22 protein-coding genes, 2 tRNA genes and 3 rRNA genes are annotated in these 24,051 nt (G+C 52.5%); 6 read left to right on the forward strand and 21 right to left on the reverse strand.

Annotated features, from left to right (window positions below; all coding sequences use genetic code 11):
* Positions 1-56: 56 nt before the first annotated feature.
* The 4 genes from ELB75_RS07905 to ELB75_RS07920 form a co-directional block, all read right to left on the reverse strand.
* Complete coding sequence (locus ELB75_RS07905) at positions 57-1,454, reverse strand: hypothetical protein (protein WP_126983462.1); 1,398 nt, start codon at positions 1,452-1,454, stop codon at positions 57-59.
* Positions 1,455-1,517: 63 nt separating this feature from the next.
* Positions 1,518-1,898, reverse strand: coding sequence for a hypothetical protein (locus ELB75_RS07910; protein WP_126983463.1), 381 nt, complete (start codon positions 1,896-1,898; stop codon positions 1,518-1,520).
* The gene (locus tag ELB75_RS07915; protein WP_126983464.1) at positions 1,895-2,302 is read right to left on the reverse strand and encodes a thiol-disulfide oxidoreductase DCC family protein; all 408 of its coding nucleotides are present in this window, start codon (positions 2,300-2,302) and stop codon (positions 1,895-1,897) included. The genes ELB75_RS07910 and ELB75_RS07915 overlap by 4 nt, the downstream gene beginning before the upstream one ends.
* Positions 2,303-2,324: 22 nt before the next feature.
* A complete protein-coding gene (locus tag ELB75_RS07920) occupies positions 2,325-2,771 on the reverse strand; it encodes a hypothetical protein (protein ID WP_126983465.1) in 447 nt (148 codons plus the stop codon).
* A gap of 125 nt (positions 2,772-2,896) precedes the next feature.
* On the opposite strand from ELB75_RS07920, the gene ELB75_RS07925 reads away from it, so the two are divergent.
* The gene (locus ELB75_RS07925; RefSeq protein ID WP_126983466.1) at positions 2,897-3,394 is read left to right on the forward strand and encodes a hypothetical protein; all 498 of its coding nucleotides are present in this window, start codon (positions 2,897-2,899) and stop codon (positions 3,392-3,394) included.
* 33 nt (positions 3,395-3,427) lie between these two features.
* Here ELB75_RS07925 and ELB75_RS07930 read toward each other — a convergent pair whose 3' ends face one another.
* Positions 3,428-3,910, reverse strand: a complete 483-nt coding sequence (locus tag ELB75_RS07930) for a DUF2269 family protein (RefSeq protein ID WP_126983467.1) — start codon at positions 3,908-3,910, stop codon at positions 3,428-3,430.
* A gap of 134 nt (positions 3,911-4,044) precedes the next feature.
* On the opposite strand from ELB75_RS07930, the gene ELB75_RS07935 reads away from it, so the two are divergent.
* Positions 4,045-4,314 carry a hypothetical protein gene (locus ELB75_RS07935; RefSeq protein WP_241236055.1) on the forward strand — a complete coding sequence of 90 codons (270 nt, stop codon included), beginning with the start codon at positions 4,045-4,047 and terminating at the stop codon, positions 4,312-4,314.
* On the opposite strand, the gene ELB75_RS07940 is transcribed toward ELB75_RS07935, so the two are convergent.
* The 16 genes from ELB75_RS07940 to ELB75_RS08020 form a co-directional block, all read right to left on the reverse strand.
* Positions 4,270-4,656, reverse strand: a complete 387-nt coding sequence (locus tag ELB75_RS07940) for a DoxX-like family protein (RefSeq protein ID WP_126983469.1) — start codon at positions 4,654-4,656, stop codon at positions 4,270-4,272. The genes ELB75_RS07935 and ELB75_RS07940 overlap by 45 nt on opposite strands.
* Positions 4,657-5,016: 360 nt before the next feature.
* Positions 5,017-5,535 (reverse strand): hypothetical protein, encoded by a 519-nt coding sequence (locus tag ELB75_RS07945; RefSeq protein WP_126983470.1) that lies wholly within the window; start codon positions 5,533-5,535, stop codon positions 5,017-5,019.
* An 85-nt stretch (positions 5,536-5,620) separates the two neighbouring features.
* Complete coding sequence (locus ELB75_RS07950) at positions 5,621-6,139, reverse strand: GbsR/MarR family transcriptional regulator (RefSeq protein ID WP_126983471.1); 519 nt, start codon at positions 6,137-6,139, stop codon at positions 5,621-5,623.
* 750 nt (positions 6,140-6,889) lie between these two features.
* Positions 6,890-7,003: ribosomal RNA gene (gene rrf / locus ELB75_RS07960) — 5S ribosomal RNA — on the reverse strand.
* 171 nt (positions 7,004-7,174) lie between these two features.
* Positions 7,175-10,147 (reverse strand): 23S ribosomal RNA (locus ELB75_RS07965).
* 334 nt (positions 10,148-10,481) lie between these two features.
* Positions 10,482-10,557, reverse strand: a tRNA-Ala gene (locus tag ELB75_RS07970).
* Positions 10,558-10,592: 35 nt separating this feature from the next.
* Positions 10,593-10,669, reverse strand: a tRNA-Ile gene (locus tag ELB75_RS07975).
* Positions 10,670-10,738: 69 nt separating this feature from the next.
* Positions 10,739-12,279 (reverse strand): 16S ribosomal RNA (locus ELB75_RS07980).
* The 16S, 23S and 5S rRNA genes sit together here with 2 tRNA genes alongside, the layout of an rRNA operon.
* Before the next feature lie 416 nt (positions 12,280-12,695).
* Positions 12,696-14,372: a formate--tetrahydrofolate ligase gene (locus ELB75_RS07985; RefSeq protein WP_126983472.1), complete on the reverse strand. Its 1,677-nt coding sequence runs from the start codon at positions 14,370-14,372 to the stop codon at positions 12,696-12,698.
* A 202-nt stretch (positions 14,373-14,574) separates the two neighbouring features.
* Complete coding sequence (locus tag ELB75_RS07990) at positions 14,575-15,219, reverse strand: MarC family protein (RefSeq protein ID WP_126983473.1); 645 nt, start codon at positions 15,217-15,219, stop codon at positions 14,575-14,577.
* Positions 15,220-15,242: 23 nt separating this feature from the next.
* Positions 15,243-15,773, reverse strand: coding sequence for a cysteine hydrolase family protein (locus tag ELB75_RS07995; protein WP_164726851.1), 531 nt, complete (start codon positions 15,771-15,773; stop codon positions 15,243-15,245).
* A 278-nt stretch (positions 15,774-16,051) separates the two neighbouring features.
* Complete coding sequence (gene rodA / locus ELB75_RS08000) at positions 16,052-17,164, reverse strand: rod shape-determining protein RodA (RefSeq protein WP_126983475.1); 1,113 nt, start codon at positions 17,162-17,164, stop codon at positions 16,052-16,054.
* A 1-nt stretch (position 17,165) separates the two neighbouring features.
* The gene (gene mrdA / locus ELB75_RS08005; RefSeq protein WP_126983476.1) at positions 17,166-19,214 is read right to left on the reverse strand and encodes a penicillin-binding protein 2; all 2,049 of its coding nucleotides are present in this window, start codon (positions 19,212-19,214) and stop codon (positions 17,166-17,168) included.
* Positions 19,211-19,714 carry a rod shape-determining protein MreD gene (gene mreD, locus ELB75_RS08010; RefSeq protein WP_126983477.1) on the reverse strand — a complete coding sequence of 168 codons (504 nt, stop codon included), beginning with the start codon at positions 19,712-19,714 and terminating at the stop codon, positions 19,211-19,213. Before mreD ends, mrdA begins: the two co-directional genes overlap by 4 nt.
* 5 nt (positions 19,715-19,719) lie before the next feature.
* Positions 19,720-20,607 carry a rod shape-determining protein MreC gene (gene mreC, locus ELB75_RS08015; RefSeq protein WP_126983478.1) on the reverse strand — a complete coding sequence of 296 codons (888 nt, stop codon included), beginning with the start codon at positions 20,605-20,607 and terminating at the stop codon, positions 19,720-19,722.
* Positions 20,608-20,725: 118 nt separating this feature from the next.
* Positions 20,726-21,763 (reverse strand): rod shape-determining protein, encoded by a 1,038-nt coding sequence (locus tag ELB75_RS08020; protein WP_064089573.1) that lies wholly within the window; start codon positions 21,761-21,763, stop codon positions 20,726-20,728.
* 212 nt (positions 21,764-21,975) lie between these two features.
* Here ELB75_RS08020 and gatC point away from each other — a divergent pair, with 212 nt between their 5' ends.
* From gatC to ELB75_RS13125, 4 genes are all read left to right on the forward strand, one after another.
* The gene (gene gatC / locus ELB75_RS08025; protein WP_126983479.1) at positions 21,976-22,266 is read left to right on the forward strand and encodes an Asp-tRNA(Asn)/Glu-tRNA(Gln) amidotransferase subunit GatC; all 291 of its coding nucleotides are present in this window, start codon (positions 21,976-21,978) and stop codon (positions 22,264-22,266) included.
* A gap of 316 nt (positions 22,267-22,582) precedes the next feature.
* The gene (locus ELB75_RS08030; RefSeq protein ID WP_126983480.1) at positions 22,583-23,155 is read left to right on the forward strand and encodes a pilin; all 573 of its coding nucleotides are present in this window, start codon (positions 22,583-22,585) and stop codon (positions 23,153-23,155) included.
* A 248-nt stretch (positions 23,156-23,403) separates the two neighbouring features.
* Positions 23,404-23,868, forward strand: a complete 465-nt coding sequence (locus tag ELB75_RS12510; protein WP_164726853.1) for a cold shock domain-containing protein — start codon at positions 23,404-23,406, stop codon at positions 23,866-23,868.
* On the forward strand, positions 23,865-23,969 hold the full coding sequence (locus ELB75_RS13125; RefSeq protein ID WP_206501442.1) for an excalibur calcium-binding domain-containing protein: 105 nt from the start codon (positions 23,865-23,867) through the stop codon (positions 23,967-23,969). The genes ELB75_RS12510 and ELB75_RS13125 overlap by 4 nt, the downstream gene beginning before the upstream one ends.
* Positions 23,970-24,051: the final 82 nt, after the last annotated feature.

Below are 24,051 nucleotides of genomic sequence, written 5' to 3' on the forward strand. Positions count from 1 at the left end.
CTTTGGTTTTCCGTGCGGGCAAGCGGTGCGCGCCCTGCAAAAGGCTACCTGAAAACTCAATTCAGCACCCATTCCCCGTTGCCGCTGTGCACCACCAGCTCGTAATCGTCATCTCCGTAGCCATTCTCGTCCTTGCGGCGGGTTTCCATGCGGCCGATGCCGGCCAGCCAAGCCTGAGGTTGCTCTGAAGCCTGTTTGAGCGCGGTGTAGTTTGTCCACCCTTTTTCCCGGCTGGTTTTGAATTTCTCCACCGGCAGCATATCGCTGCGGCGGATGAGCACGGCGGAAAGATCCACTCTGCCGTTGTAGTCCTGATATTCGGGGGCGTTGAGCCAGAGGATGTATTCCGAGTTGCACAAAATGCGGCTCTTGGCCACGGGGCTGCGGTATTTGTCGGAATAAATTTTGCCGGCGATTTGCAACGGTTCGTGCAGCTTGAAGGGGGCGCGGTAGGGCTCGATCGGGCAGGCTTCGGCGAAGGTTTGTGCTGGATTCGCCTTAAATCCGGCAATGATTTCGGTGTATAGCGGCGACTGCCACAGACGATTGATTTCTTTGTTATATTCCGGATACTGCCCCGAGCCGTCGGCTTTCACGGGCGCCTGCCACACGGTTTGGCCGTCTGCTTTTTGGATAAACTGGATTTGCTCGCCCTGCTCGCCTTCTTTGGCTGGGCGGTAGCCGTAGCGGTAGTCGGCGGGCGCGGGGGCGGGGATGATGGAAAGGATGCCGTCTTCGTGGAAATATTCCTGTATCAGGTAGCCTTGATAAATAAAGCGTTTGGGCGGGGTGTATTCCTTGAGGCTACCTGAAACCAGAATGAGGCTGTTGTCTTGGGAAATTTCCAGCCCGCCCAGCCATTCGGCCGTGCCGTTGTTCGGTTCGGGCAGCGATTGCGGCGGCGCGATATAGGGCAGGCTCGACGGCAGCGTAAAGGCGAATACCGTGCCGAAGGGAAAGTATTGTTCGCGCTGCTGGGCATTGGCGGCAGCATATTGCCAGCGGCCGAAGGCGAACAGGGCGAGGGTGACGGCGGCGCAGGTTTTCGCCCATTTTTTGAAGGATTGGCGTAGGGCTTCGGGGGTGTTCTCAGCAAACACAACCATTTGCATCAGATACAGGGCAGCCAGCCACAGCAACGCACCCCAGCCCACAGCGACATATTCCGGCCCGGGCATCAGCACCAGCAGCAGTGAGAAAGAAGCAAACACCATACTTAACAACGCCGCCATTTCCGGCTTTTTGCCGCGCAACAGGTGTATTGCCGTCCACCAGTAAAACACGTTGGCATAAACGGCCAGTACGGCAAGCCAACCAAAAATCAGTGCAAACCAGCCGTAAACGATGCCGACATACAGGATGGACAGGCCGATTTGCCCGCCCACCGCAGGCAGGAATAGGCAAACCGCATATAAGGTGAGCGAGATGGCAATCAGCTGTTTTTGGGTGTACATGATGCATATTCTTTCATTTGTAAGTCTTCAGGTAGCCATTATTTCAGGCTACCTGAAAGCGTTTTAATACCGCATCAGCAAACGGCGCGCCGTAGCGTTTTGCCGGCGGCAGTAGGCTTGTTTGCGCTGCGGGTTGCGGCTGAAGGCACGAGCCTCGGCGGCGGGGCCTTCCACATAGGCGTTCAATTCGGCCTGCACCCGGGCGGCATCGGCGGCATAGCGGGTTTCCAGCAGGCTGTTGCAGCGCGCCACTTGGCGCAAGTGGTTTTCAAATTTATGCTGCGGAATATTTCCCGCTGAAGCATCAGGCGAACAAGGCATGGTAAACACCATGATTTCCATATTGTCTTTAAACACTTGGCGGCAGCGCGTCAGCTCCGGGCTTTCGGCAACGGCCTGCGCGGCAAGGGGCAGGAGCAGCATGGATAGCCAATATTTTCTCATTTTTTCATCCTTTCTTTCGGTGGGATTCGGCATACGCCGCCTTCGCATTCGGGGCGCGGCAGCAGCCATTTGGGAAATTGGTAACGGTGGCGGGCGAACCACGGGTAAAGCCGGTCGGCCAGTTTGTCCAGCAGCGGCAGATTGGCCAGTTTCACCAGCGCAAAGCCTTGGTAGCCTTCGTACATTTTGCGCACGGCGGCCATTTTTTGCAGCATCACGCCGTCGTCCGTTAAAACGTGCAGGTAGGTGAGCGCGGCTTCGGTGGTGATGCCGTATTGCGCCAACACGGCTTCGCTGCCCTGTATTGGCACGGCTTCCATAAATCCGGCGCGGCTGTCCTGCATGATTAACTCTATTTCGCGCACGCAGATGGGGCATTCGGCATCGTAAAAAATTTTGTGCATTTTCAAATTCTCCCAAGATACGCTACTCTTCCAGCGGGGCAAAGCCGTTATATTTTTCCGCTTGCAAACGGGGTGGTGCAGGCTGCTTTTCGGACTCCGATTCGGGCTTCACGCCTTCAAAACCGCTGCGTTGTAACACCTGAATCTGTTTGCGTACCAAATGCGCCAGCACCAGCAGCAGGCTCACGCCGCCGAACACGGCCCATCGCAGGGCGTAAAGCAGGTTGTCCGCCAAACTGCGCTCGAAGTTCGGCGCAAACAGCAGCACGCACAATAGCGGTGTAAACAGAGTTAGACTCAAATACAGCCGCTGCCAGAATATGCCGCTGATTTCCTTCACTTCGTCGCGCGGGTCATTGCACAAAAAAGCCAGCACGCGCCGCAGCGATGCGCCCAAAACCAGCCAGCACACCAAGCTCACCGCCAACGATACTGCAACCTGTATCGCCATAATGTTGAATGTCTGCATATTATTCTCCTTATGCAAGGGTTTGAAAAATCAAATGAATAGGTTGTGCAGGCTGCTTTTTCACGTTGGAAATTTAACAAAATTCTGTTAAAATAAACACTTATGTTCTTTCAGGCAGCCTGCACATGAAACTGCGCCGCGCAAAATCCCATAAAACCACGCCTGACAAACCTTCCCTCATCAGCAGTATTGCGGACTATTTGACTTTGCTTCTTCCCGTTTCCATTCCCATCTTGGCGCACGGCGGTTTTGTCGAACCGCGCAACTGGCGGATAACGCTGGTTTTGGCCGTGATATTTATCCTGCCGGTTTATATGGAATACCGCAGCCAACTGCCGAAGCCCTCATGCACAGAAAAAATCTTTTTCACGCTATGGAAATGGCTGCGCCGTTTGCTGGCGTTTACCTGTGTGATACTTTTTCTCTATTTTATCGTTCTTGTTGTGCCGAATACCGCCGCTCCTATTGGGGAAAAGCTGCTGATATCCGCCTTTGTCGCCATATTAGCCCTCTATATCGCGCACTTCGGTGTTTACGGCGAGAGGAAATATCGCGGCGAGAGTTTGGCAGATGCACGCGAACGGTACAGGCGGATGAAAAAACGCTACGGCTGGCGTTGGTAATGCGCTTGTGTTTTCAGGCAGCCTGCACATTGCCTACATCGGCTTCAACACCATCAGGAAATACAGCACCACCGTGGCGCAGAAGGCCGGATAGCCCAACATTTCCCACCAGAACTGATAGCGTTTATAGCTGGTTGGCAGCGTGTTTTCTCCCTGCTGCCAAGCCGCAGCCGCCTGCCGCGCCATCTTGATTTGCAGCCACACCACCGGCAGCCAGCACGCACCGGCCAGCACATACAGCGCCAGCGTCCACTTCACCCACAGCCACGCCCCGTCCCAAGTGAACGGCATGCCCATGTAATGCAGCATCCACAAGCCCGAAAGCGGCTGGAAAATCACCGCCGGCGTGGTGAACCACCAATCCGCCTTCATCACCCATTTCGACACCACCGCCTGCGCCGCCACCGAGCCGGAACGGTTCGCCCAAAACAGATAAAACGCCGTGCCGAAGCCCGTGCCCACCATCAACGTGGCCGAAATAATGTGCAGGGTTTTAACGATTAAATACGTGTTCATTTTGCTGCTCCTATTGAAATTTACCTGTGCAGGCTGCCTGCAAAAACTTAAATTCATTTTGATTTCAAAGCATCACGCGTCTTGCCGCGACCAACGCCAGATACGTCGATTATTTCGCTCTCGCCTTTTTCAGCATGACCCTGCTGCTGTTCGGCTGGCTGTTTGTCGTGCAAGGCATCACGCCCTTCGTGCAGGGCAACGCGGACAGTGGACGCGGTTATCAGGATTGGCACTTATGGTTTTTGGCTTTTCCCTATCTGTATATCGGGCACATCGCGCTGCTTGTGTTCAACACCATCCGTCTGCTGCCGCCGCCCTATCCGCCACGTTTTGTTCATTACGCCGCGCTGCTGCTGACCCTATTGAGCGGCTGGCACGTCGGCGCGTTCATGCCGACTGCCTAGCACCCACAATGCCGCCAAAATCGGTACGTTTTTAACCAGCGGTGCAAACGGATGCAGCCACATTTCAGGCAGCCTGCACGCCACAATCACGCTATAACCCAGCACCACGACAAATTGCGCCAGCCATATAAAACGGTAATTTCTGAATTTAGTGAAACATAAAATCCCAAAAAATACGTCTAAGGCCGATGAAGCGTAAAACGCTGCCATCTGCCATTCTGCCGCAATGCCCGCCCTTCCCAGCAAATCCAACGACATATCCGTTGCCGTCAAAACAGGCTGTGCCCCGCTCCACAGCCACAAAAACCCCAGCGAAAACCGCAAGATGTCAAGCCGCTTCATTTTCAAATCTTCCGAACACATTATTCTGTCCAATACCGTCGTACTTACCGTACTGCAAAGTTGCAGTTACCATGACTGCTGTCGACAACCAAAGAGATACCATCGCCAACATCAGTTCGCTAGCCGCTAGAGGCTGCCTCAAAGGCTACCAAGCACCAATTAGTAGAAATTCTCATACGCACACTTTCCCCATGATGCAGACAACCTAAAACTTGTTTATTCATATAATTTTCTAAGTTTCTGTCGAAAGAGAAATATAGGTTTAAAAATTTAGCGGAATCATCCGCATAAGTTTAAAAGTTCAAACTACCCAACCTGTTTAAGGGCTACCTGAAACAATGTATCTATTCTGAATCTACCCTAATCCAAATACCAGCTTGAGGGTTTTCTCCGCCATTTCAGCTGTTCCGGCCGCCCCGGCTGTTCTATTTCTTCCAGCTCTTGCGGCAAGAAAAACAGCCCTAACAAAATGGCACATAGCCCGCCTAAAACGGCAAAAAACAGCAGCATGGTCAGCGATTGCAATTCAAACTTTCCTTGCTCATCAAACGATAATTGCAATCCGGTTATCAAAACCAGCCACGCTACCGTACACCCCGCACCCACGACTCCCGTATAAATAAGGCCGTATTGCGTTCGCCGCACTTGGGCACACGCCAGCCACAAGCCGCAAACTGCTGCCGGAGGAACGCCCACAAACAATGTAATTATCCAAGTAAGGGGAAACAGTAAAAGCAGAAATAGGGTTGGCAGGCTGAGTAACGCAGCACCCAGCATCGGCCCGATAAAAGCATAAGCCAACCATACCTGCCAAAACGGATAAGGCTCGTTTATACCGTGATCAGCATTATCGGATTGTGTATTGACATTAATCTTCATGCACCTTCATCCACTCTAAGCCTCCGCAAGGCTACCTGAAAATATCCGGTAATGTTTCAGGTAGCCTATTCGCCTGCAAACTGCTTCAACGGAAAAATTTCTGAATCCCCGCACCCAGCTTCAAAATCTTCACCATGGTGCCGGTGGAAAGTTTCAGCATTTCATTGGCCCAAATGGTGAGGGTGCCGATAAAGTCATTGGTTTGCCGGATTCTCTGCTGCACAGCCTCGTTTTCCTGGGCAAATTCCGAACTATCGATTAAGGCTTGCAAAAACTGCCGGGTAGGTTCAATTTCGCGCTGCATCCGCACCTCCACAATAGTCCGAAACAATGTCCATACATCATCCGAAGTGGCAAAATGATCGCGCCTGTCACCCATGATGTGCACAGTATGCACCAATAACATGCCTTGTAATTCCTTAATACTATTAGAAACATTGGAGCGAGCTATGCCTAGTGTTTCGCAAATTTCTTCGGCATTCATTGGCCTACCGATGATATACAACAGCGCATGAATCTGTGCCACGCTGCGGTTCACACCCCATTTGGAGCCCATTTCACCCCAGTGCAGGATAAATTTTTTAGTAGTTGGATTCAGTTTCATAGTAAGACACAGTTTATTTAAATCTATAATTTCTGTCAATACAGAAATTATAGATTATTTAGTTATAGCAGGATTAATGTTTGAAATAATACATCGAACAAATATACCTCTCCCCCACAACAATTGTTGTATGACAGGCAATAAGCCGTAGGAAATCGTCGTATTGTTTACATTTTTCTATGGCACGGACAGTGTTTGTTTCTGATTAAACGCTTCTTAAGCAGCTATCCGTCATTATCCAAAATATAGTGGATTAACAAAAATCAGGACAAGGCGGCAAGCCGCAGGCAGCACACACGTTACGGCAAGGCGAGACAACGCTGTACTGGTTTTTGTTAATTCACTATAAATCAGGTTTCACGTGTCTATCGACATTCTTGGCAATACTAAGTAGCCGCTCAATCAGATCTTCAAGCAAAAGCCGAAAGTGTAAACAACCCTGTTGATTTCCACAGGAAGGGGCCAGTTGAATATTAATACCCAACCGGCCTCCCCTCATTTTATATAACCCCCCTTTTTTCTCCTGCCTGGTTCAACCCAAATCGTTTCCAAGGCAGGAGAGAGGCTACCTGAAACCTTCGGGCAGCCTCTTAAAGGTAGTCTCCTAATCAGCACCTTACCTATTCCTATACCCTTATTCCTATCCCGGTTTGTTTCCATTTTGTCTTTGCTTTTGTCTTCGCCGTATTTTCTTTTCGTTGTTTTCCATAAAACACAACACCCGCCATCAGGCGGGTGTCATCAATAGGTGTTTGGCAGTGTCCTACTTTCACACGGGTAATCCGTACTATCATCGGCGCTGGTTCGTTTCACGGTCCTGTTCGGGATGGGAAGGCGTGGGACCAAACCGCTATGGCCGCCAAACTTAAACTGTACAAATCGTCAAGCCACCGCAGTATCCACTGCGGCCAATCAAATCAAACTGTTCTGTCCGGCTACAAACCAAACATCGGGTAATGTGTATCGATTCCAGTAAGCTTTATTCTATTGAGTACTCTTCCCGGTGTCTCCACACCGCAAAGCACTTCAAATGATAGAGTCAAGCCTCACGAGCAATTAGTATGGGTTAGCTGCACGCGTTGCCGCGCTTCCACACCCCACCTATCAACGTCCTGGTCTAGAACGACTCTTCAGGAGGGCTTAACCCTCAGGGAAGTCTCATCTCCAGGCAGGTTTCGCGCTTAGATGCTTTCAGCGCTTATCCTTCCCGAACTTAGCTACCCGGCGATGCCACTGGCGTGACAACCGGTACACCAGAGGTTCGTCCACTCCGGTCCTCTCGTACTAGGAGCAGCCCCTGTCAAACTTCCAACGCCCACTGCAGATAGGGACCAAACTGTCTCACGACGTTTTAAACCCAGCTCACGTACCACTTTAAATGGCGAACAGCCATACCCTTGGGACCGACTACAGCCCCAGGATGTGATGAGCCGACATCGAGGTGCCAAACTCCGCCGTCGATATGAACTCTTGGGCGGAATCAGCCTGTTATCCCCGGAGTACCTTTTATCCGTTGAGCGATGGCCCTTCCATTCAGAACCACCGGATCACTATGTCCTGCTTTCGCACCTGCTCGACTTGTCGGTCTCGCAGTTAAGCTACCTTTTGCCATTGCACTATCAGTCCGATTTCCGACCGGACCTAGGTAACCTTCGAACTCCTCCGTTACTCTTTGGGAGGAGACCGCCCCAGTCAAACTGCCTACCATGCACGGTCCCCGATCCGGTTCACGGACCTGGGTTAGAACCTCAAAGTCACCAGGGTGGTATTTCAAGGACGGCTCCACAGAAACTGGCGTCTCTGCTTCTAAGCCTCCCACCTATCCTACACAAGTGACTTCAAAGTCCAATGCAAAGCTACAGTAAAGGTTCACGGGGTCTTTCCGTCTAGCAGCGGGTAGATTGCATCTTCACAACCACTTCAACTTCGCTGAGTCTCGGGAGGAGACAGTGTGGCCATCGTTACGCCATTCGTGCGGGTCGGAACTTACCCGACAAGGAATTTCGCTACCTTAGGACCGTTATAGTTACGGCCGCCGTTTACTGGGGCTTCGATCCGATGCTCTCACATCTTCAATTAACCTTCCAGCACCGGGCAGGCGTCACACCCTATACGTCCACTTTCGTGTTTGCAGAGTGCTGTGTTTTTAATAAACAGTCGCAGCCACCGATTCTCTGCGACCCTCCAAAGCTTACGGAGTAAATCCTTTACCTCAGAGGGCATACCTTCTCCCGAAGTTACGGTATCAATTTGCCGAGTTCCTTCTCCCGAGTTCTCTCAAGCGCCTTAGAATTCTCATCCTGCCCACCTGTGTCGGTTTGCGGTACGGTTCGATTTAAGCTGGAGCTTAGTGGCTTTTCCTGGAAGCGTGGTATCAGTCACTTCGTATCCGTAGATACTCGTTATCGCTTCTCGGTGTTATGAAGAACCGGATTTGCCTAATCCTTCCACCTACCGGCTTGAACAAACTATTCCAACAGTTTGCTGACCTAACCTTCTCCGTCCCCACATCGCACTTAAATCAAGTACGGGAATATTAACCCGTTTCCCATCGACTACGCATCTCTGCCTCGCCTTAGGGGCCGACTCACCCTGCGCCGATGAACGTTGCGCAGGAAACCTTGGGCTTTCGGCGAGCGGGCTTTTCACCCGCTTTATCGCTACTCATGTCAACATTCGCACTTCTGATACCTCCAGCATTCCTTACGAAACACCTTCTCAGGCCTACAGAACGCTCCCCTACCATGCACGCTTCATTAAAACAGCTATCCCCACCTATTCATGCTCGACTTTGATGGGCGCTTTCCGTCGCTTCGCTCCGGCAAGCTGTTTTAAGGAAGCGTGCATCCGCAGCTTCGGTTATAGATTTGAGCCCCGTTACATCTTCCGCGCAGGATGACTCGACCAGTGAGCTATTACGCTTTCTTTAAATGATGGCTGCTTCTAAGCCAACATCCTGGCTGTCTAAGCCTTCCCACTTCGTTTACCACTTAATCTATCATTTGGGACCTTAGCTGGCGGTCTGGGTTGTTTCCCTTTCGACAACGGACGTTAGCACCCGCTGTCTGTCTCCCATGATTGCACTTTCCGGTATTCTGAGTTTGCCATGGGTTGGTAAGTCGCAATGACCCCCTAGCCATAACAGTGCTTTACCCCCGGAAGTGATACATGAGGCACTACCTAAATAGTTTTCGGGGAGAACCAGCTATCTCCGAGTTTGTTTAGCCTTTCACCCCTATCCACAGCTCATCCCCGCATTTTGCAACATGCGTGGGTTCGGTCCTCCAGTACCTGTTACGGCACCTTCAACCTGGCCATGGATAGATCACTCGGTTTCGGGTCTACACCCAGCAACTATGTCGCCCTATTAAGACTCGGTTTCCCTACGCCTCCCCTATCCGGTTAAGCTTGCTACTGAATGTAAGTCGTTGACCCATTATACAAAAGGTACGCAGTCACACCGCAAGGGTGCTCCCACTGTTTGTATGCATCAGGTTTCAGGTTCTATTTCACTCCCCTCCCGGGGTTCTTTTCGCCTTTCCCTCACGGTACTGGTTCACTATCGGTCGATGATGAGTATTTAGCCTTGGAGGATGGTCCCCCCATCTTCAGACAGGATTTCTCGTGCCCCGCCCTACTTGTCGTATGCTTAGTACCACTGCCGGAATTTCGGATACGGGGCTATCACCCACTATGGCGGAAGTTTCCAATTCCTTCTCCTATCCCGACGGCTATCACATACAGGCTGCTCCGCGTTCGCTCGCCACTACTTGCGGAATCTCGGTTGATTTCTTTTCCTCCGGGTACTTAGATGGTTCAGTTCTCCGGGTTCGCTTCTCTAAGCTTATGTATTGGGCTTAGGATACACATTGCTGTGTGGGTTTCCCCATTCGGACATCACCGGATCAAAGCTCTATTGCCAGCTCCCCGATGCTTTTCGCAGGCTTACACGTCCTTCGTCGCCTATCATCGCCAAGGCATCCACCTGATGCACTTATTCACTTGACTCTATCATTTGAAGTGCCTTTTTGACTTCGCCTGCGCTGCGTTGACGACAACTGGGGCTTAAGGCCTCTACTCTGATAAAGCTTACTGCTTGTTGTGTCCGAATCCTGCCTTTTGTGTTTCAGGATTCGGTCGATACAATCATCACCCAAATTCTGTATGACTTATCTCTGGATAAGCCCTACTTCGTTTGTTTGTTGATTTCGGCTTGCCAATTTGTTAAAGATCGATGCGTTTTAACTTCGCAAATAAAAATAAACTACAAACTACCGCGTAAACTGCAAGCTGCAGCAGCTTACTCGCATATTTAGCATACTTTTATTTGGAAAGTATTGTGTGGTGGAGGCAAACGGGATCGAACCGATGACCCCCTGCTTGCAAAGCAGGTGCTCTACCAACTGAGCTATGCCCCCAGTACCTGGGCGGATCTGCTCCGCTCTACGACTACTGGTGGGTCTGGGAGGACTTGAACCTCCGACCCCACGCTTATCAAGCGTGTGCTCTAACCAGCTGAGCTACAAACCCAACATTCTCTTCGCATCTGTATCCGATTACCGATAGGTGTGGATGCTCTACCCCTGCTTCTTTCTCTAGAAAGGAGGTGATCCAGCCGCAGGTTCCCCTACGGCTACCTTGTTACGACTTCACCCCAGTCATGAAGCATACCGTGGTAAGCGGGCTCCTTGCGGTTACCCTACCTACTTCTGGTATCCCCCACTCCCATGGTGTGACGGGCGGTGTGTACAAGACCCGGGAACGTATTCACCGCAGTATGCTGACCTGCGATTACTAGCGATTCCGACTTCATGCACTCGAGTTGCAGAGTGCAATCCGGACTACGATCGGTTTTCTGGGATTGGCTCCGCCTCGCGGCTTGGCTACCCTCTGTACCGACCATTGTATGACGTGTGAAGCCCTGGTCATAAGGGCCATGAGGACTTGACGTCATCCCCACCTTCCTCCGGTTTGTCACCGGCAGTCTCATTAGAGTGCCCAACTAAATGATGGCAACTAATGACAAGGGTTGCGCTCGTTGCGGGACTTAACCCAACATCTCACGACACGAGCTGACGACAGCCATGCAGCACCTGTGTTACGGCTCCCGAAGGCACCCTTCCGTCTCTGGAAGGTTCCGTACATGTCAAGACCAGGTAAGGTTCTTCGCGTTGCATCGAATTAATCCACATCATCCACCGCTTGTGCGGGTCCCCGTCAATTCCTTTGAGTTTTAATCTTGCGACCGTACTCCCCAGGCGGTCGATTTCACGCGTTAGCTACGCTACTAAGCAATCAAGTTGCCCAACAGCTAATCGACATCGTTTAGGGCGTGGACTACCAGGGTATCTAATCCTGTTTGCTACCCACGCTTTCGAGCATGAACGTCAGTATTATCCCAGGGGGCTGCCTTCGCCATCGGTATTCCTCCACATCTCTACGCATTTCACTGCTACACGTGGAATTCTACCCCCTCTGACATACTCTAGCTACCCAGTTCAGAACGCAGTTCCCAGGTTAAGCCCGGGGATTTCACATCCTGCTTAAGTAACCGTCTGCGCTCGCTTTACGCCCAGTAATTCCGATTAACGCTCGCACCCTACGTATTACCGCGGCTGCTGGCACGTAGTTAGCCGGTGCTTATTCTTTAGGTACCGTCAGCAAAAAGTGGTATTAGCACTTCCCTTTTCTTCCCTAACAAAAGTACTTTACAACCCGAAGGCCTTCTTCATACACGCGGCATGGCTGGATCAGGGTTGCCCCCATTGTCCAAAATTCCCCACTGCTGCCTCCCGTAGGAGTCTGGGCCGTGTCTCAGTCCCAGTGTGGCGGATCGTCCTCTCAGACCCGCTACTGATCGTCGCCTTGGTAGGCCTTTACCCCACCAACTAGCTAATCAGTTATCGGCCGCTCGAATAACGCGAGGTCTTGCGATCCCCCGCTTTCTCCCTCAGGACGTATGCGGTATTAGCCAATCTTTCGATTGGTTATCCCCCATTACTCGGTACGTTCCGATATCTTACTCACCCGTTCGCCACTCGCCGGACAGTAGTGCAAGCACTACCCCGCTGCCGTTCGACTTGCATGTGTAAAGCATGCCGCCAGCGTTCAATCTGAGCCAGGATCAAACTCTTATGTTCAATCTCTAACTTAATAACTTCTGGTCTGCTTCAAAGAAACCGACAGGACAATGTCAAACATCGTCTTGTCTTCTTCTCAACAGTGCAGGTGTAAAACACCCACACTTATCGGTAATCTGATTGTTAAAGAGCTGCCGAACCAAACTGACGCATAATCACAACTGCAAACAGTAAATAATCAAACCGCAAACAGCAAATTGTGCCGTAAGGAACAGCGAAGATGCGAACTATACGCCGCCAAAAAAACTTTGTCAAATACCTAAAAATAAAATATCGAACAAAAATGACTAAGCCTCTAAGGAAAAATGAAATTTAACCGGCACAAATACAACCATCCATAGGCTACCTGAAAAAGTAGTCAGTACAAAAATAGCCGGGCAACTGCCCGGCTACAACCTCTTTCACACTAAAACCATTCAGAACAATCCGCTAATCACCCCATCTTCATCCACGTCAATCCGCTCTGCAGCCGGCACTTTAGGCAAACCTGGCATTTTCATCATATTGCCACACAACACCACCACGAACCCCGCCCCAGCAGATAAGGTCAGCCCACGCACAGTGATACGAAAGCCTTGTGGTGCACCCAGCAGTTTAGCGTTATCACTGAACGAATATTGCGTTTTTGCCATACAAATCGGCAATTTATCCCAACCCAATCTTTCCAAGTTGGCAATATCGGCCAAAGTCTCCGAACTAAAATCCACATCTTCCGCACCATAAATCCGTTGCGCGATGGTGCGAATTTTTTCCGGAATACTTTTCTCCACGTCATAACAGAAACTAAATTGTGCAGATGATTGTTCGGCAGCAGCAACCACTTTATGCGCCAAATCCTCACCTCCGGCTCCACCTTTACCCCATACTTCGGTAAACGAGATTTCCGCACCGCGTTTACGGCAGGCATCAGCCACTAAATCTAATTCAGCCTGCGTATCGGCACTGAAGCGGTTGAGCGCAACCACTACCGGCAAGCCAAATACATTTTTCAGATTATCGATATGCCGCAACAAGTTGGGCAATCCTTTTTCCAATGCAACCAGATTTTCACCAGCTAACTCCTCTTTGGGCAAACCGCCGTTATATTTCAATGCCCGTACGGTAGCCACCACCACCGCAGCATCCGGCCGCAAACCGGACAACCGGCACTTGATATCGCAGAATTTCTCGGCACCCAAATCCGCACCAAACCCGGCTTCGGTAACAGCATAATCGGCCAGATGACAAGCCAATCGCGTGGCGACAACCGAATTGCAACCATGGGCAATATTAGCGAACGGACCGCCATGCACAAAAGCAGGCGTACCTTCAATGGTTTGAACAAGATTGGGTTTAATGGCATCTTTTAATAATGCCGCCATTGCGCCCTGTGCTTTCAAATCGCGTGCATACACCGGGCTGCCATCTTTTGTATGCGCCACCAACATATTACCCAGCCTCTGCTTGAGGTCGGTAATATCCTTGGCCAAACAAAATACAGCCATCACTTCGGAAGCAACAGTTATATCAAAACCATCATCACGCATCACACCATCAGCAGTTTTACCTAACCCGCCGATAATATTACGCAAATGGCGGTCATTCATATCCACTGCACGTCGCCATAAAATCCGTTTTGGATCGATATTAAGCGCATTACCGTGATGGATATGGTTATCAATAAGGGCAGCCAAAAGGTTGTTTGCAGCACCGATAGCGTGGAAATCGCCAGTAAAATGCAGATTGATGTCTTCCATAGGAAGCACTTGGGCATAGCCGCCGCCAGCCGCCCCGCCTTTGATGCCGAATACCGGGCCGAGCGAAGGTTCGCGCAAGGCAATAACAGCTTTTTTACCGATACGGTTGAGTGCATCGGCCAAACCAATGGTGACTGTTGTTTTCCCTTCCCCGGCAGGTGTAGGGCTGATAGCGGTTACCAAAATAAGCTTGCCCCGTTTTTCAGGTAGCCTGAATGCATCATCCGGATTGATTTTGGCTTTATATTTGCCGTAATGCTCCAGTTGCTCCGGCTTCAAGCCGAGCTTGGCGGCGATTTCATCGATGTGCCTAATGGAAGCGGCTTGGACAATTTGTACGTCGGACAATTGAGGCATAACAGTCTCCAAATTAAATGATCAAAAAAGAAGAGCATGGCACTCGGGATTGTAACCTAAATCAGTTGATAAGAAACAAACATTCATCATTAGATATTGCGATCGTAAAATGATTGAAGCTAATACTAGCTGGCGAAGTAAAAACTGAGAAATAAGCAAAAGAGCGGGCATACCACCCGCTCTTTAATCGACATCATCAAGACTAACCCATAATTTTTAAAGCTGGAAACAAGCCTCGCAAACCGGCCAATACAATCTCCACCGCGATGGCTGCCAGCAGCAGGCCGGACACACGATTAATAATTTTGATGCCTACATTACCGAGTATTTTGCTCAGCCTGGCCGCACCGGCCAAAATCAAATAACAGGTTACCCCTACCATAAAGCAGGCAATCAACAATTCCAATGCACCCCGCCATGTTTCCACATGGCTGCTGTAAATAATCACAATGGAAAAACCGCCCGGGCCAACAATAATCGGCGTGGCCATCGGTACAACGGCAAAAGCAAATTGTTTCTCCGGCGGTAAGCTTGAATGCTGCCTATGCAAATCAGGCTTCACCGGGTCGTCATCCCCGCCCATCATGCTCATGGCAATCACAAATACCAAAATACCACCAGCAATTTGGAAGGCCGGAATACTGATACCTAAAACTTTCAACAACGGCGTACCAATCACCCCCGCTACCACCATACAAATAAACGCACTAATCGACACCAGGCGTGCAGTTTTGCGCTGTTCCCTCAACGTAAAGTCTGCCGTCTTATCCACAAAATAACCAAGCGCAATCAATGGATTATTTAAAACAATCAAACCGGTAAACAAATATAAGATATGAGTAATCATCTTTTCTCTCATTAAACATCAAATCAGTCAGACAACAGCGCCACGGCTTCATCTACGCTCGGCATGGCTGCGAAACGACCGCGCATAATATCGAAATTATGGTGTTCATACAGCTCTTTAGCCGACCAGCGGCCATTATCCAGCGTGCTGTTGGCCCCTTCCGGCAAAATCACTTCAAAGCCCAAATCGCTGGCAGCCCGTACCGTAGCTTCCACGCAATATTCAGTCATCATGCCAACCACCACTAAGCGCTCAACTCCGTTGCCACGCAGGTAATCCAGCAAATCCGTACCGCGAAAAGCGCTGTTATACCATTTATCCACCACTTTCTCACCGGCCTGCGGTGCAACGGCCGCAGCAATCTGCCAACCGGGCGAGTTCGGTGCAAAGGGCGAGTCCAACTCATTATGCCGCACATAGATGACTTCACGCCCGTGTGCGCGTGCAGCAAGCAGCATTCGACCGATGGCATCCAACATCTCCGCCCCGCGATAAGCCCCCATATCCAGCAAGACCTGCTGGGTATCGATAACCAATAAAACCGTTTTCTTCATTACGCTCTTTCCGTGGCCAAGGCTACCTGAAAATGCTTGTTTCCATGAAGCCGAAATACTCGTTTCCAAACAGCCCAAAAGAATAACCCCGGCATTCGGCCGGAGAACTGCCGCCATTCTATACGGGCGGCACAAGCTTTGCCACGACCAGATGCCGTATCAGGTCAAATATATTGCAAATTCAACACACATATCGCCACCCTTCTCAGCAACCACCTCATCTATAACAAAGGCTACCTGAAATTTCAGGTAGCCTTTTTCAGGTAGCCTCCACCGCCCTACATCTTACTCTGCTGGTTACTGATGCCCATCAGCATGGCCACAATAATCATGATAGAAAGCGTGGCCGTACCGCCGTAGCTTACCAGCGGCAGCGGCACGCCCACCACAGGCAGGATACCGCTCACCATGCCCATATTCACAAACACATAGCAAAACAACGTCATGGTCAGCGCGCCGGCCAGGGTGCGGCTGTAGAGCGTGGGGGCTTTGGCGGCAATATAGAGGCCGCGCCCCAGCATGATGGTATACACCGTCAGCAGCAGGATATTGCCAATGAGGCCGAATTCTTCGCCATACACGGCAAAGATGAAATCGGTGGTGGATTCGGGAATGTAGTCGAGATGCGTCTGCGTACCGTTGAGCCAGCCCTTGCCCCACACCCCGCCGGAGCCGATGGCGGTCATCGACTGCAGAATATGGTAGCCCGCACCCAGCGGGTCTTTAGTCGGATCGAGCAGGGTCAGCACGCGGGTACGCTGGTAATCGTGCATACCGTATTGCCACAACAGCGGCAGCGAGGCGAAAAAGCCGACCACGGCCACCGCAATCGCCCGCCACGGCAGCCCGGCAAAAAACATCACAAACAGCCCGGACGCCATAATCAGCACCGCTGTGCCCAAATCGGGCTGTTTCAGAATCAGAAAGCCCGGCACGGCCACCAGCGCCAGCGCGGCCAGATAATGCTGCCAGCCCAGCTCGGTTTCATGTTTCTGCAAATACCACGCCACCGTCATCGGCAGCGCGATTTTCATCAACTCCGAGGGCTGCAGGCGGATGATGCCCAGATTCAGCCAGCGCTGCGAGCCGTTCACAATCACACCGAAAAAATGCACGCCCACCAACATCAGCAGGCTCACCCCGTACAGCACGATGGCGAAATTGCTCAGCACCTGCGGCCGCGTGCGGGCAATGCACCACAGCAGCACAAAGCCCAATACCGTATGCAGGGTTTTGTTTTCCAGCTGGCCGATGCTTTGGCCGTCGGCCGAATACAGCAGGAACAGGCTCATCACATAAATGGCCAGCATGCTGTAAAACAGCCACATATCCATCGGCTCCCAAATTTTCCGCCAGTAGCGGCGGACGGCATGTTCAGACAGGTGTTGCATATTATCGAACCTCGGATGCGGCAGCCGGGAGGCTACCTGAAACCGCCCGGTAGGCAGACAGGGTGCGTTCCGACTGGGCGTGAACCAGCGGGTATTCGGCCTGGCTCATTGCGCCCGCGCTGGGAACGGCAGGCTTGGGCAGCGGCAGGTTTTTGCCGTTTTCACCCTGCAGCTGCAGCAGGTAGAAGTCGGCCAGCTGGCGGGCAATCGGCGCGGCATTCGCGCCCCACCCGCCGTTTTCCAACAGCACGGCGATGGCTATTTTCGGATTATCTGCCGGCGCAAAGGCAATGAACCAGGCATGGTCTCGATGGCGTTCGGCCAGCGCGGCTGCGTTATACGATGCGCCCTGCCGAATCTGCACCACTTGCGCCGTACCTGTTTTGCCGCCCATACTGTATTTCAACCCCACGCCCACGCGCCAGGCCGTTCCGCCCGGGCGCAACACGCGCTCCATACTCTGCTTCACAAAAGTGAAATACTCCGGCTTGAACGGCAGGGTGGCGCTGGGCTGGGTGCCCACCAGAATACGGGTTTGCTTTTGGTGGTCGATGAGTTCGCGCACCAAGTGCGGCCGATACATCACGCCGTTATTGGCCAGCGTGGCGGTGGCATGTGCCATCTGCAGCGGCGTGTAGGCGTTAAAGCCCTGGCCTATGCTGATGGTTACCATATCGGCAGGCTTCCACTGGCGGGCGGTTTCGTTTTTGGCATGGGCAAAGCGCCGCGCCTTCCATTCCGGGCTGGGCAAGATACCTTTGTATTCGTTGGGCAAATCGATGCCTGTCGGCTGGCCGAAACCAAAGTGCGCCAGATAGGGATAAGCCTTTTCTATGCCCATTTCGTAGCCCAGGCGGTAGAAAAAGGTGTCGGATGACACTTGGATGGCCTTACCCAAATTGGCCGAACCATGCCCGCTGCGCACCGAATCGCGGAACTGGTGGCGGCTGCCGGGAATACTCCACGCACCGGGCGCGGGCAGCACGGTGTTAGGCGTAATCTGCCCGCTTTGCAGCGCGGCCATGCCCATAAATGGTTTGAAAGTAGAGCCGGGGGGATACAGTCCTTGAGTAACGCGGTTGATGAGCGGTTTTTGCCAATCATCATTCAGGCTTTTCCAGGTATCGCTGTCGATGCCGTCGATAAACAGGTTGGCATCGTAAGTCGGCTTCGACACCAGCGCCAGTACGCCGCCGGTTTGCGGATCGATGGCCACCACCGCGCCGCGCCGGTTGCCCAACAATTCGCTGGCTTTTTGTTGCATGCGGATATCCAGCGACAGGCGCAGGGTTTGTCCGCTCACGGCCGGGGCGGTTTTCAGGGTACGCACAATATTGCCCTGTGCGTCTTTTTCCACCTCCTGATAGCCGGGCATACCGTGCAGCTGCTGTTCGTAGAAGTTTTCCAGGCCCATTTTGCCGATATGGGTGGTGCCGCGATAAAGTTCGTAGCGGTCTTCGCTTTCCAGCTGGTCGCGGTCTTTGTCGCTGATGCGGCCGATATAGCCGACAATATGGGTGGTGAGCCCGCCGTAGGGGTATTCGCGGAAGGTACGGGCGTTCACTTCCACGCCTTTGAAGCGGAACAACACCGCCGCCAGCCTTGCCGCTTCTTCGGTGCTCAGTTTCAATTTCAACGGAATGCGTTCATAGGAGCGGGATTCGGCACGGAAGCGTTGGAAGCGCTTCACATCGGCCTCGCTGATTTCCACATACTGGCTCAAGGCCGGTATCAAATCCTCCACTTTCATTTCCAGCTCGTTGGGAATGACTTCCAGCGAATAGGCCGGATAATTGTGCGCCAGCACCACGCCGTTCACATCGGTGATTTCGCCGCGAATCGGCGGGGTGGGGATAAGAGAGATGCGGTTGGCGGCGGCTTTATCCACAAATTCCTCGTGCCGGGCTACCTGAAGCCGCACAAACTGCCACACCAGCACGCAGAAAAACACCAAAATCATGACAAACGCCACCACCAGCCGCAGCAGGTAATCCTTCTGTCGGCTACGGGGCGGCGCTTTAACAGGCCTGTAATGATGACTCGGCTTCATTTGCGGGAACGGCGGTAGTGGGCGATGGCGAGCATCATATTGTTCAACTGCGGCCACAGCAGGCCGGTAACGACTGAAGGCAGCCACAGCCGCCACAAAGAAAACGGCTGCTGTTGAAACAGGCTGACCAAGAAAATCACCAACTGGCTCACCAACACCGCGCCGGCCACGGCAACAGCCTGCCAGCCAAAGGAATTGAGCGCAACCTGCCGCCGGTTGCGTTCAATCAGAAATGCAGCCACGGTATAAGCCAAGCCGTGCTGCCCCAGCAGCGAATTGGTACCGATATCCACCAACAGGCCGAGGCAGAACGCCACGCCGATACCGATAAGCTGAGGCCGGTGCAACAGCCAATAAGCCAGCATAATCAGCGTGAAATCAGGCAGGGGGTACACCCAAGGCGGGGAAATCGGGATGAAATCGAAGAGCAACACCAGCAAAAAGCTGAATGCCACCCAGCGTTTGGGCGTGGATTCTTGGAGCGGGGAAATCGGAGACATACTGCTTATTCCTGCGTCTCTTGTTCGGCAGCCGGTTCGGAAGCGGTTTCAGGTAGCCTTACTGCCGCCTGCGGTTTTTGCGGAATCACCAGCACATAATTGCTGCTGCTCAAATTGGCTGCCGGTGTCAGCACGGTGCGGTAATACGGCGTGCCGGAATTGCGGTCGGCACTCACCACCTTGGCAATCGGGATGCCGGCCGGATAGATGCTGTCGATGCCGGAAGTAACCAGCAAATCGCCCTCTTTCAACTCCGCCGAAACCGGGAAATAACGCAAATCCAGCGTTTCGCCGCGCCCGTACACCAACGTACGTACGCCGCTTTCGGCCACCATCGCCGGAATCACCGACTGGCGGTTGTTAATCAGCGTAACCTCCGCCGTGGCCGGCTGTACGGCGGTTATCTGACCGATGAGGCCTTTTTCGTCGCTCACCGGGTCGCCGATACGGATACCGCTGCTGCTGCCTTTGGTAACCAATAGGCGGTTGGTCTGCGGAATACGGCCGTTAGACACCACCTCTGCCAGCACGGCTTTGGGTGCAAGTAGCGGCTGCAGGCGGTTTAACGTTTTCAATGCAGCTAATTCGCGGGCTGCCGGAGTTTGCAGCTGCAACTGCATATTCAGACGGGCATTTTCCTCTTTCAAGCGGCTGTTTTCGGCGAGCAAATCCTGCTTGTCGCGCAGAAACGCCGTGCCGCCGCTTACCCATTGGGCAGGCTGGCGCGCCGCCCATTGCAAGGGGTAGAGCCCGGCGGAAACATAAGACTTGCCTTGCTGCAATGCCGCATAACGGTTGTCCAGCACCATCAACGCTATCGACAGCATGCCCAACAGCACCAGCTTGCCGGCTGGCGTGATAATCGGGCTGACAAAATTAATTTCTTGCGACATAAAGGGAATAACAGGCTACCTGAAAAACTGAAAGCGCCACACCTTGCGGGCATCTCCGGCGGCATAGAAACCGGCATCCCGCAAATGGCTGGCCATGCGGAATGCCGGAAAAGAGAAATTATACGGTAGTGAACACCGAGTTCATCTTGCCGATTAAATCCAGCGCCTTGCCGGAACCGCGTACCACGCAGGTAAGCGGGTCTTCGGCAATGCTCACCGGCAGGCCGGTTTCCTCGGAAAGCAAGCGGTCCAGGCCGTTGAGCAGAGCGCCGCCACCGGTCAGCACCAAGCCGCGGTCGGCAATATCCGCACCCAATTCCGGCGGAGTTTCCTCCAATGCGGTTTTCACCGCCTGCACAATCTGATTCAACGGCTCGGTCAGCGCCTCTAGAACCTCATTGGAACTGATGGTGAACGCACGCGGCACGCCTTCGGCTAAGTTGCGGCCTTTGGCCTCGATTTCCCGAACCGCATTGCCCGGGAAGGCCGTGCCAATGGCCTTTTTGATTTCCTCGGCAGTGGCTTCGCCAATCAGCATGCCGTAGTTGCGGCGCACATAATTGATGATGGCTTCGTCAAACGCGTCGCCCGCCACCCGCACGGAGTGGGAATACACCACGCCCGACAAAGAAATAATGCCCACCTCGGTGGTACCGCCGCCGATGTCCACCACCATGGAGCCGGTCGGCTCTTCAATCGGCAAACCCGCACCGATGGCTGCTGCCATCGGCTCTTCAATCAAATTTACCGAAGCCGCACCGGCAGCCTGTGCCGAATCATGAATCGCCTTGCGCTCCACCTGAGTAGAGCCGCAGGGGACGCAGATAACAATACGCGGTGTAGCGGCGAAGCGGCTGTTGTTTACCTTGCGAATAAAATGCTTGAGCATTTTCTCGGTAACATTGAAATTGGCAATCACCCCGTCCTTCATCGGGCGCACCGTCTGGATACTGCCGGGTGTACGCCCCAGCATGCGCTTGGCTTCCGCGCCCACCGCCACCGTGGCGTTTTTATTGTTGCTCATGTCGTTGGGCAGCGCCACCACCGAAGGTTCGTCCAAAACGATACCGCGGCCTTTGATGTAAATCAGGGTGTTGGCCGTACCTAAATCGATGGCCAGATCATTAGAGAAATATCGGGTGAGAAAGCGGAACATTGCTTTAAATCCTAGCGTTTGAATACTGATGAATACTTTAAAGAAACCAAGCCTGTGGAGAGATTGGCACTACTTCGCACAGCCTTATTCTCATGCTGTGCCGAGAGACAGGCTTTTAGGCTATAATCCGAACTTTGCAAGCCAGCCTCAAAAGAAACGCGTAATCATACCTGAGATTGGGCTGTTTGCTAAACATAATTTAAGGAATTTTTATGTCGCTTACACTTTCCGACGTTGAAAAAATCGCCCGCCTCTCGCGCTTAAGCCTAACTGAAGCCGAGAAAGCCGCCACTCTCGACGAGCTCAACGGCATTTTCGCCATGGTGGCGCAAATGCAAATCGTGAACACCGACGGTGTCGAACCGATGACCCACCCGCACGAACTCGCGCTGCGCCTGCGTGCCGACCAAGTAACGGAAACCGACCACGCCGCCGAATATCAGGCTTGCGCCCCCGAAGTGCGCGACCGTTTGTATATCGTGCCGCAGGTGATTGAGGAGTAATTTTCAGGCAGCCTCAATCCCTGAAGGCTACCTGAAAACACAAACCGAATATCCCGCATGGCAACGGCAAATACCAATCCATGATAAGCATACCCTCCCTGTTCCACGCTTGCCAAGCCGAGTAATCAAGCCGTCTGCCAACTCAACTCCGCAGGTAATTTGAGCAGCGCTTCATAAAATTGTTGCAAGCCGTGTGCGGCCACGTTAGTGCAGCCGAATAAATCTGCCCGCAAGATTTTCAGGTAGCCTCAAAGCGGCAAAGGCTACCTGAAAGCCGTATCCCATAATTTAGCTTAACCATTTTCATCAAAAAGATATGTCTGCCAACACCAACACCGTCATTCTTACCATTGTCAGCACCGCTGCGCTGCTGGCCGCCTATCATTTCGGCTTCAGCCGCCCTGCCATCAGCAGGGAAACGCAACAGGCTGTGGCTCAAGCGGCTTCCGATATCGAGCAGCGGCAAGCAGAACGCAGCCGCCGCGAAATCGCCGTCGCCGCATCGGAAATCATCCATAATGAAATCAGGCAGGCTAACGAGCAGGCCGTCCAAAACGCGGTGCGCAACAATATTGTGTTTAACGGCTTCTCGTCTGCCAGCGGCCTTTGTATCAATATTGCCGAATTTCTCGCCGACCACGGCCGCCTGCCCGACAATTTGAATGAAATCGGCTGGGCAGGCGGCGTAACCAGCGTGAACCTGTCCGCCATCGAAATGCGGCCGGGCGGCATACTGGTTTTGCGCTTCAATCCTGAAAAACTGCGCGGCACCATCATCCTCACACCGCAAACCAATATGGAAGCCAGGATGATTACAGGCTGGGACTGCACCAGCCCCGATATCGACTTCATTGCCGAAGCCCTGCCCGAATGCCGATATCAACGCTGAACGCACAATATTTGTTTTCAGGCAGCCTGCATATCAAACTGCACTGCTCGCCAAACAGAGACTTAACATACTGGTGTGGCTGCTCAGCGAGGCTGGCAAACCGAAGATTTACATTACCGATATTTCCCGTTTTCAGGCAGCCTATTTGCAAACCGCCGCCAGCAGGGTTTTCAGATGGCCTGAAACAAACAATACGGTTTTCTGCGAAACCCAACCACAGCTTCGACAAACAAAACCAAAGGAATACTATGAAAGGAAAAATCGTCCAATGGCACGATGAAAAAGGCTACGGCTTTATTCAGATAGAAGACAGCAACAGAAAAATTTTCTGCCACATTTCCGATTTCGCGCAACGGCAGCCACGCCCGCAGGAAGGTGAAGCGGTTTCATTTGATGTCGTTAGCAACGAGCAAGGGAAATTTGCTGCCAAAAGAATCCGTTACATTGGTCGAACCGCACCGGATAAATCGCACGCTCGCCGCCGACAAACTACACACGACAGACATGGTGAAAACCGCTCATCACTCGGCAGCCTGTTGGCAAGCGGCTTAACGTTGGCATTTCTCGGCTTCATCGGTTATCAGATTTACCAGTTTGCCGCCGCCAAATTTACGTCCAAACAGCCGAACACGCCGAAAGCCGCACCATTTGCCGCAACATCCAATGCGTCCAAATACCGCGCTGCGACGGCAGAACGCATTGTTCGCAAATGACTTCTTGCGAAGAAGCGACATGGTTTCTGCGAAACTGCGCCGGAACAGAAATGGACGGTGACGGCGACGGCATACCGTGCGAACAGCAACTGTGCCGATAAATCTTCAGGTAGCCCGAATTCCCACAGACAAGCAGCCTGCACCCCATCCCCCTTTTAAACTCCCATTGAATTCCAACCGAAA

Origin of the sequence: Eikenella corrodens (assembly GCF_003990355.1) — a bacterium.
Taxonomy (GTDB): Bacteria; Pseudomonadota; Gammaproteobacteria; order Burkholderiales; family Neisseriaceae; genus Eikenella; species Eikenella corrodens_B.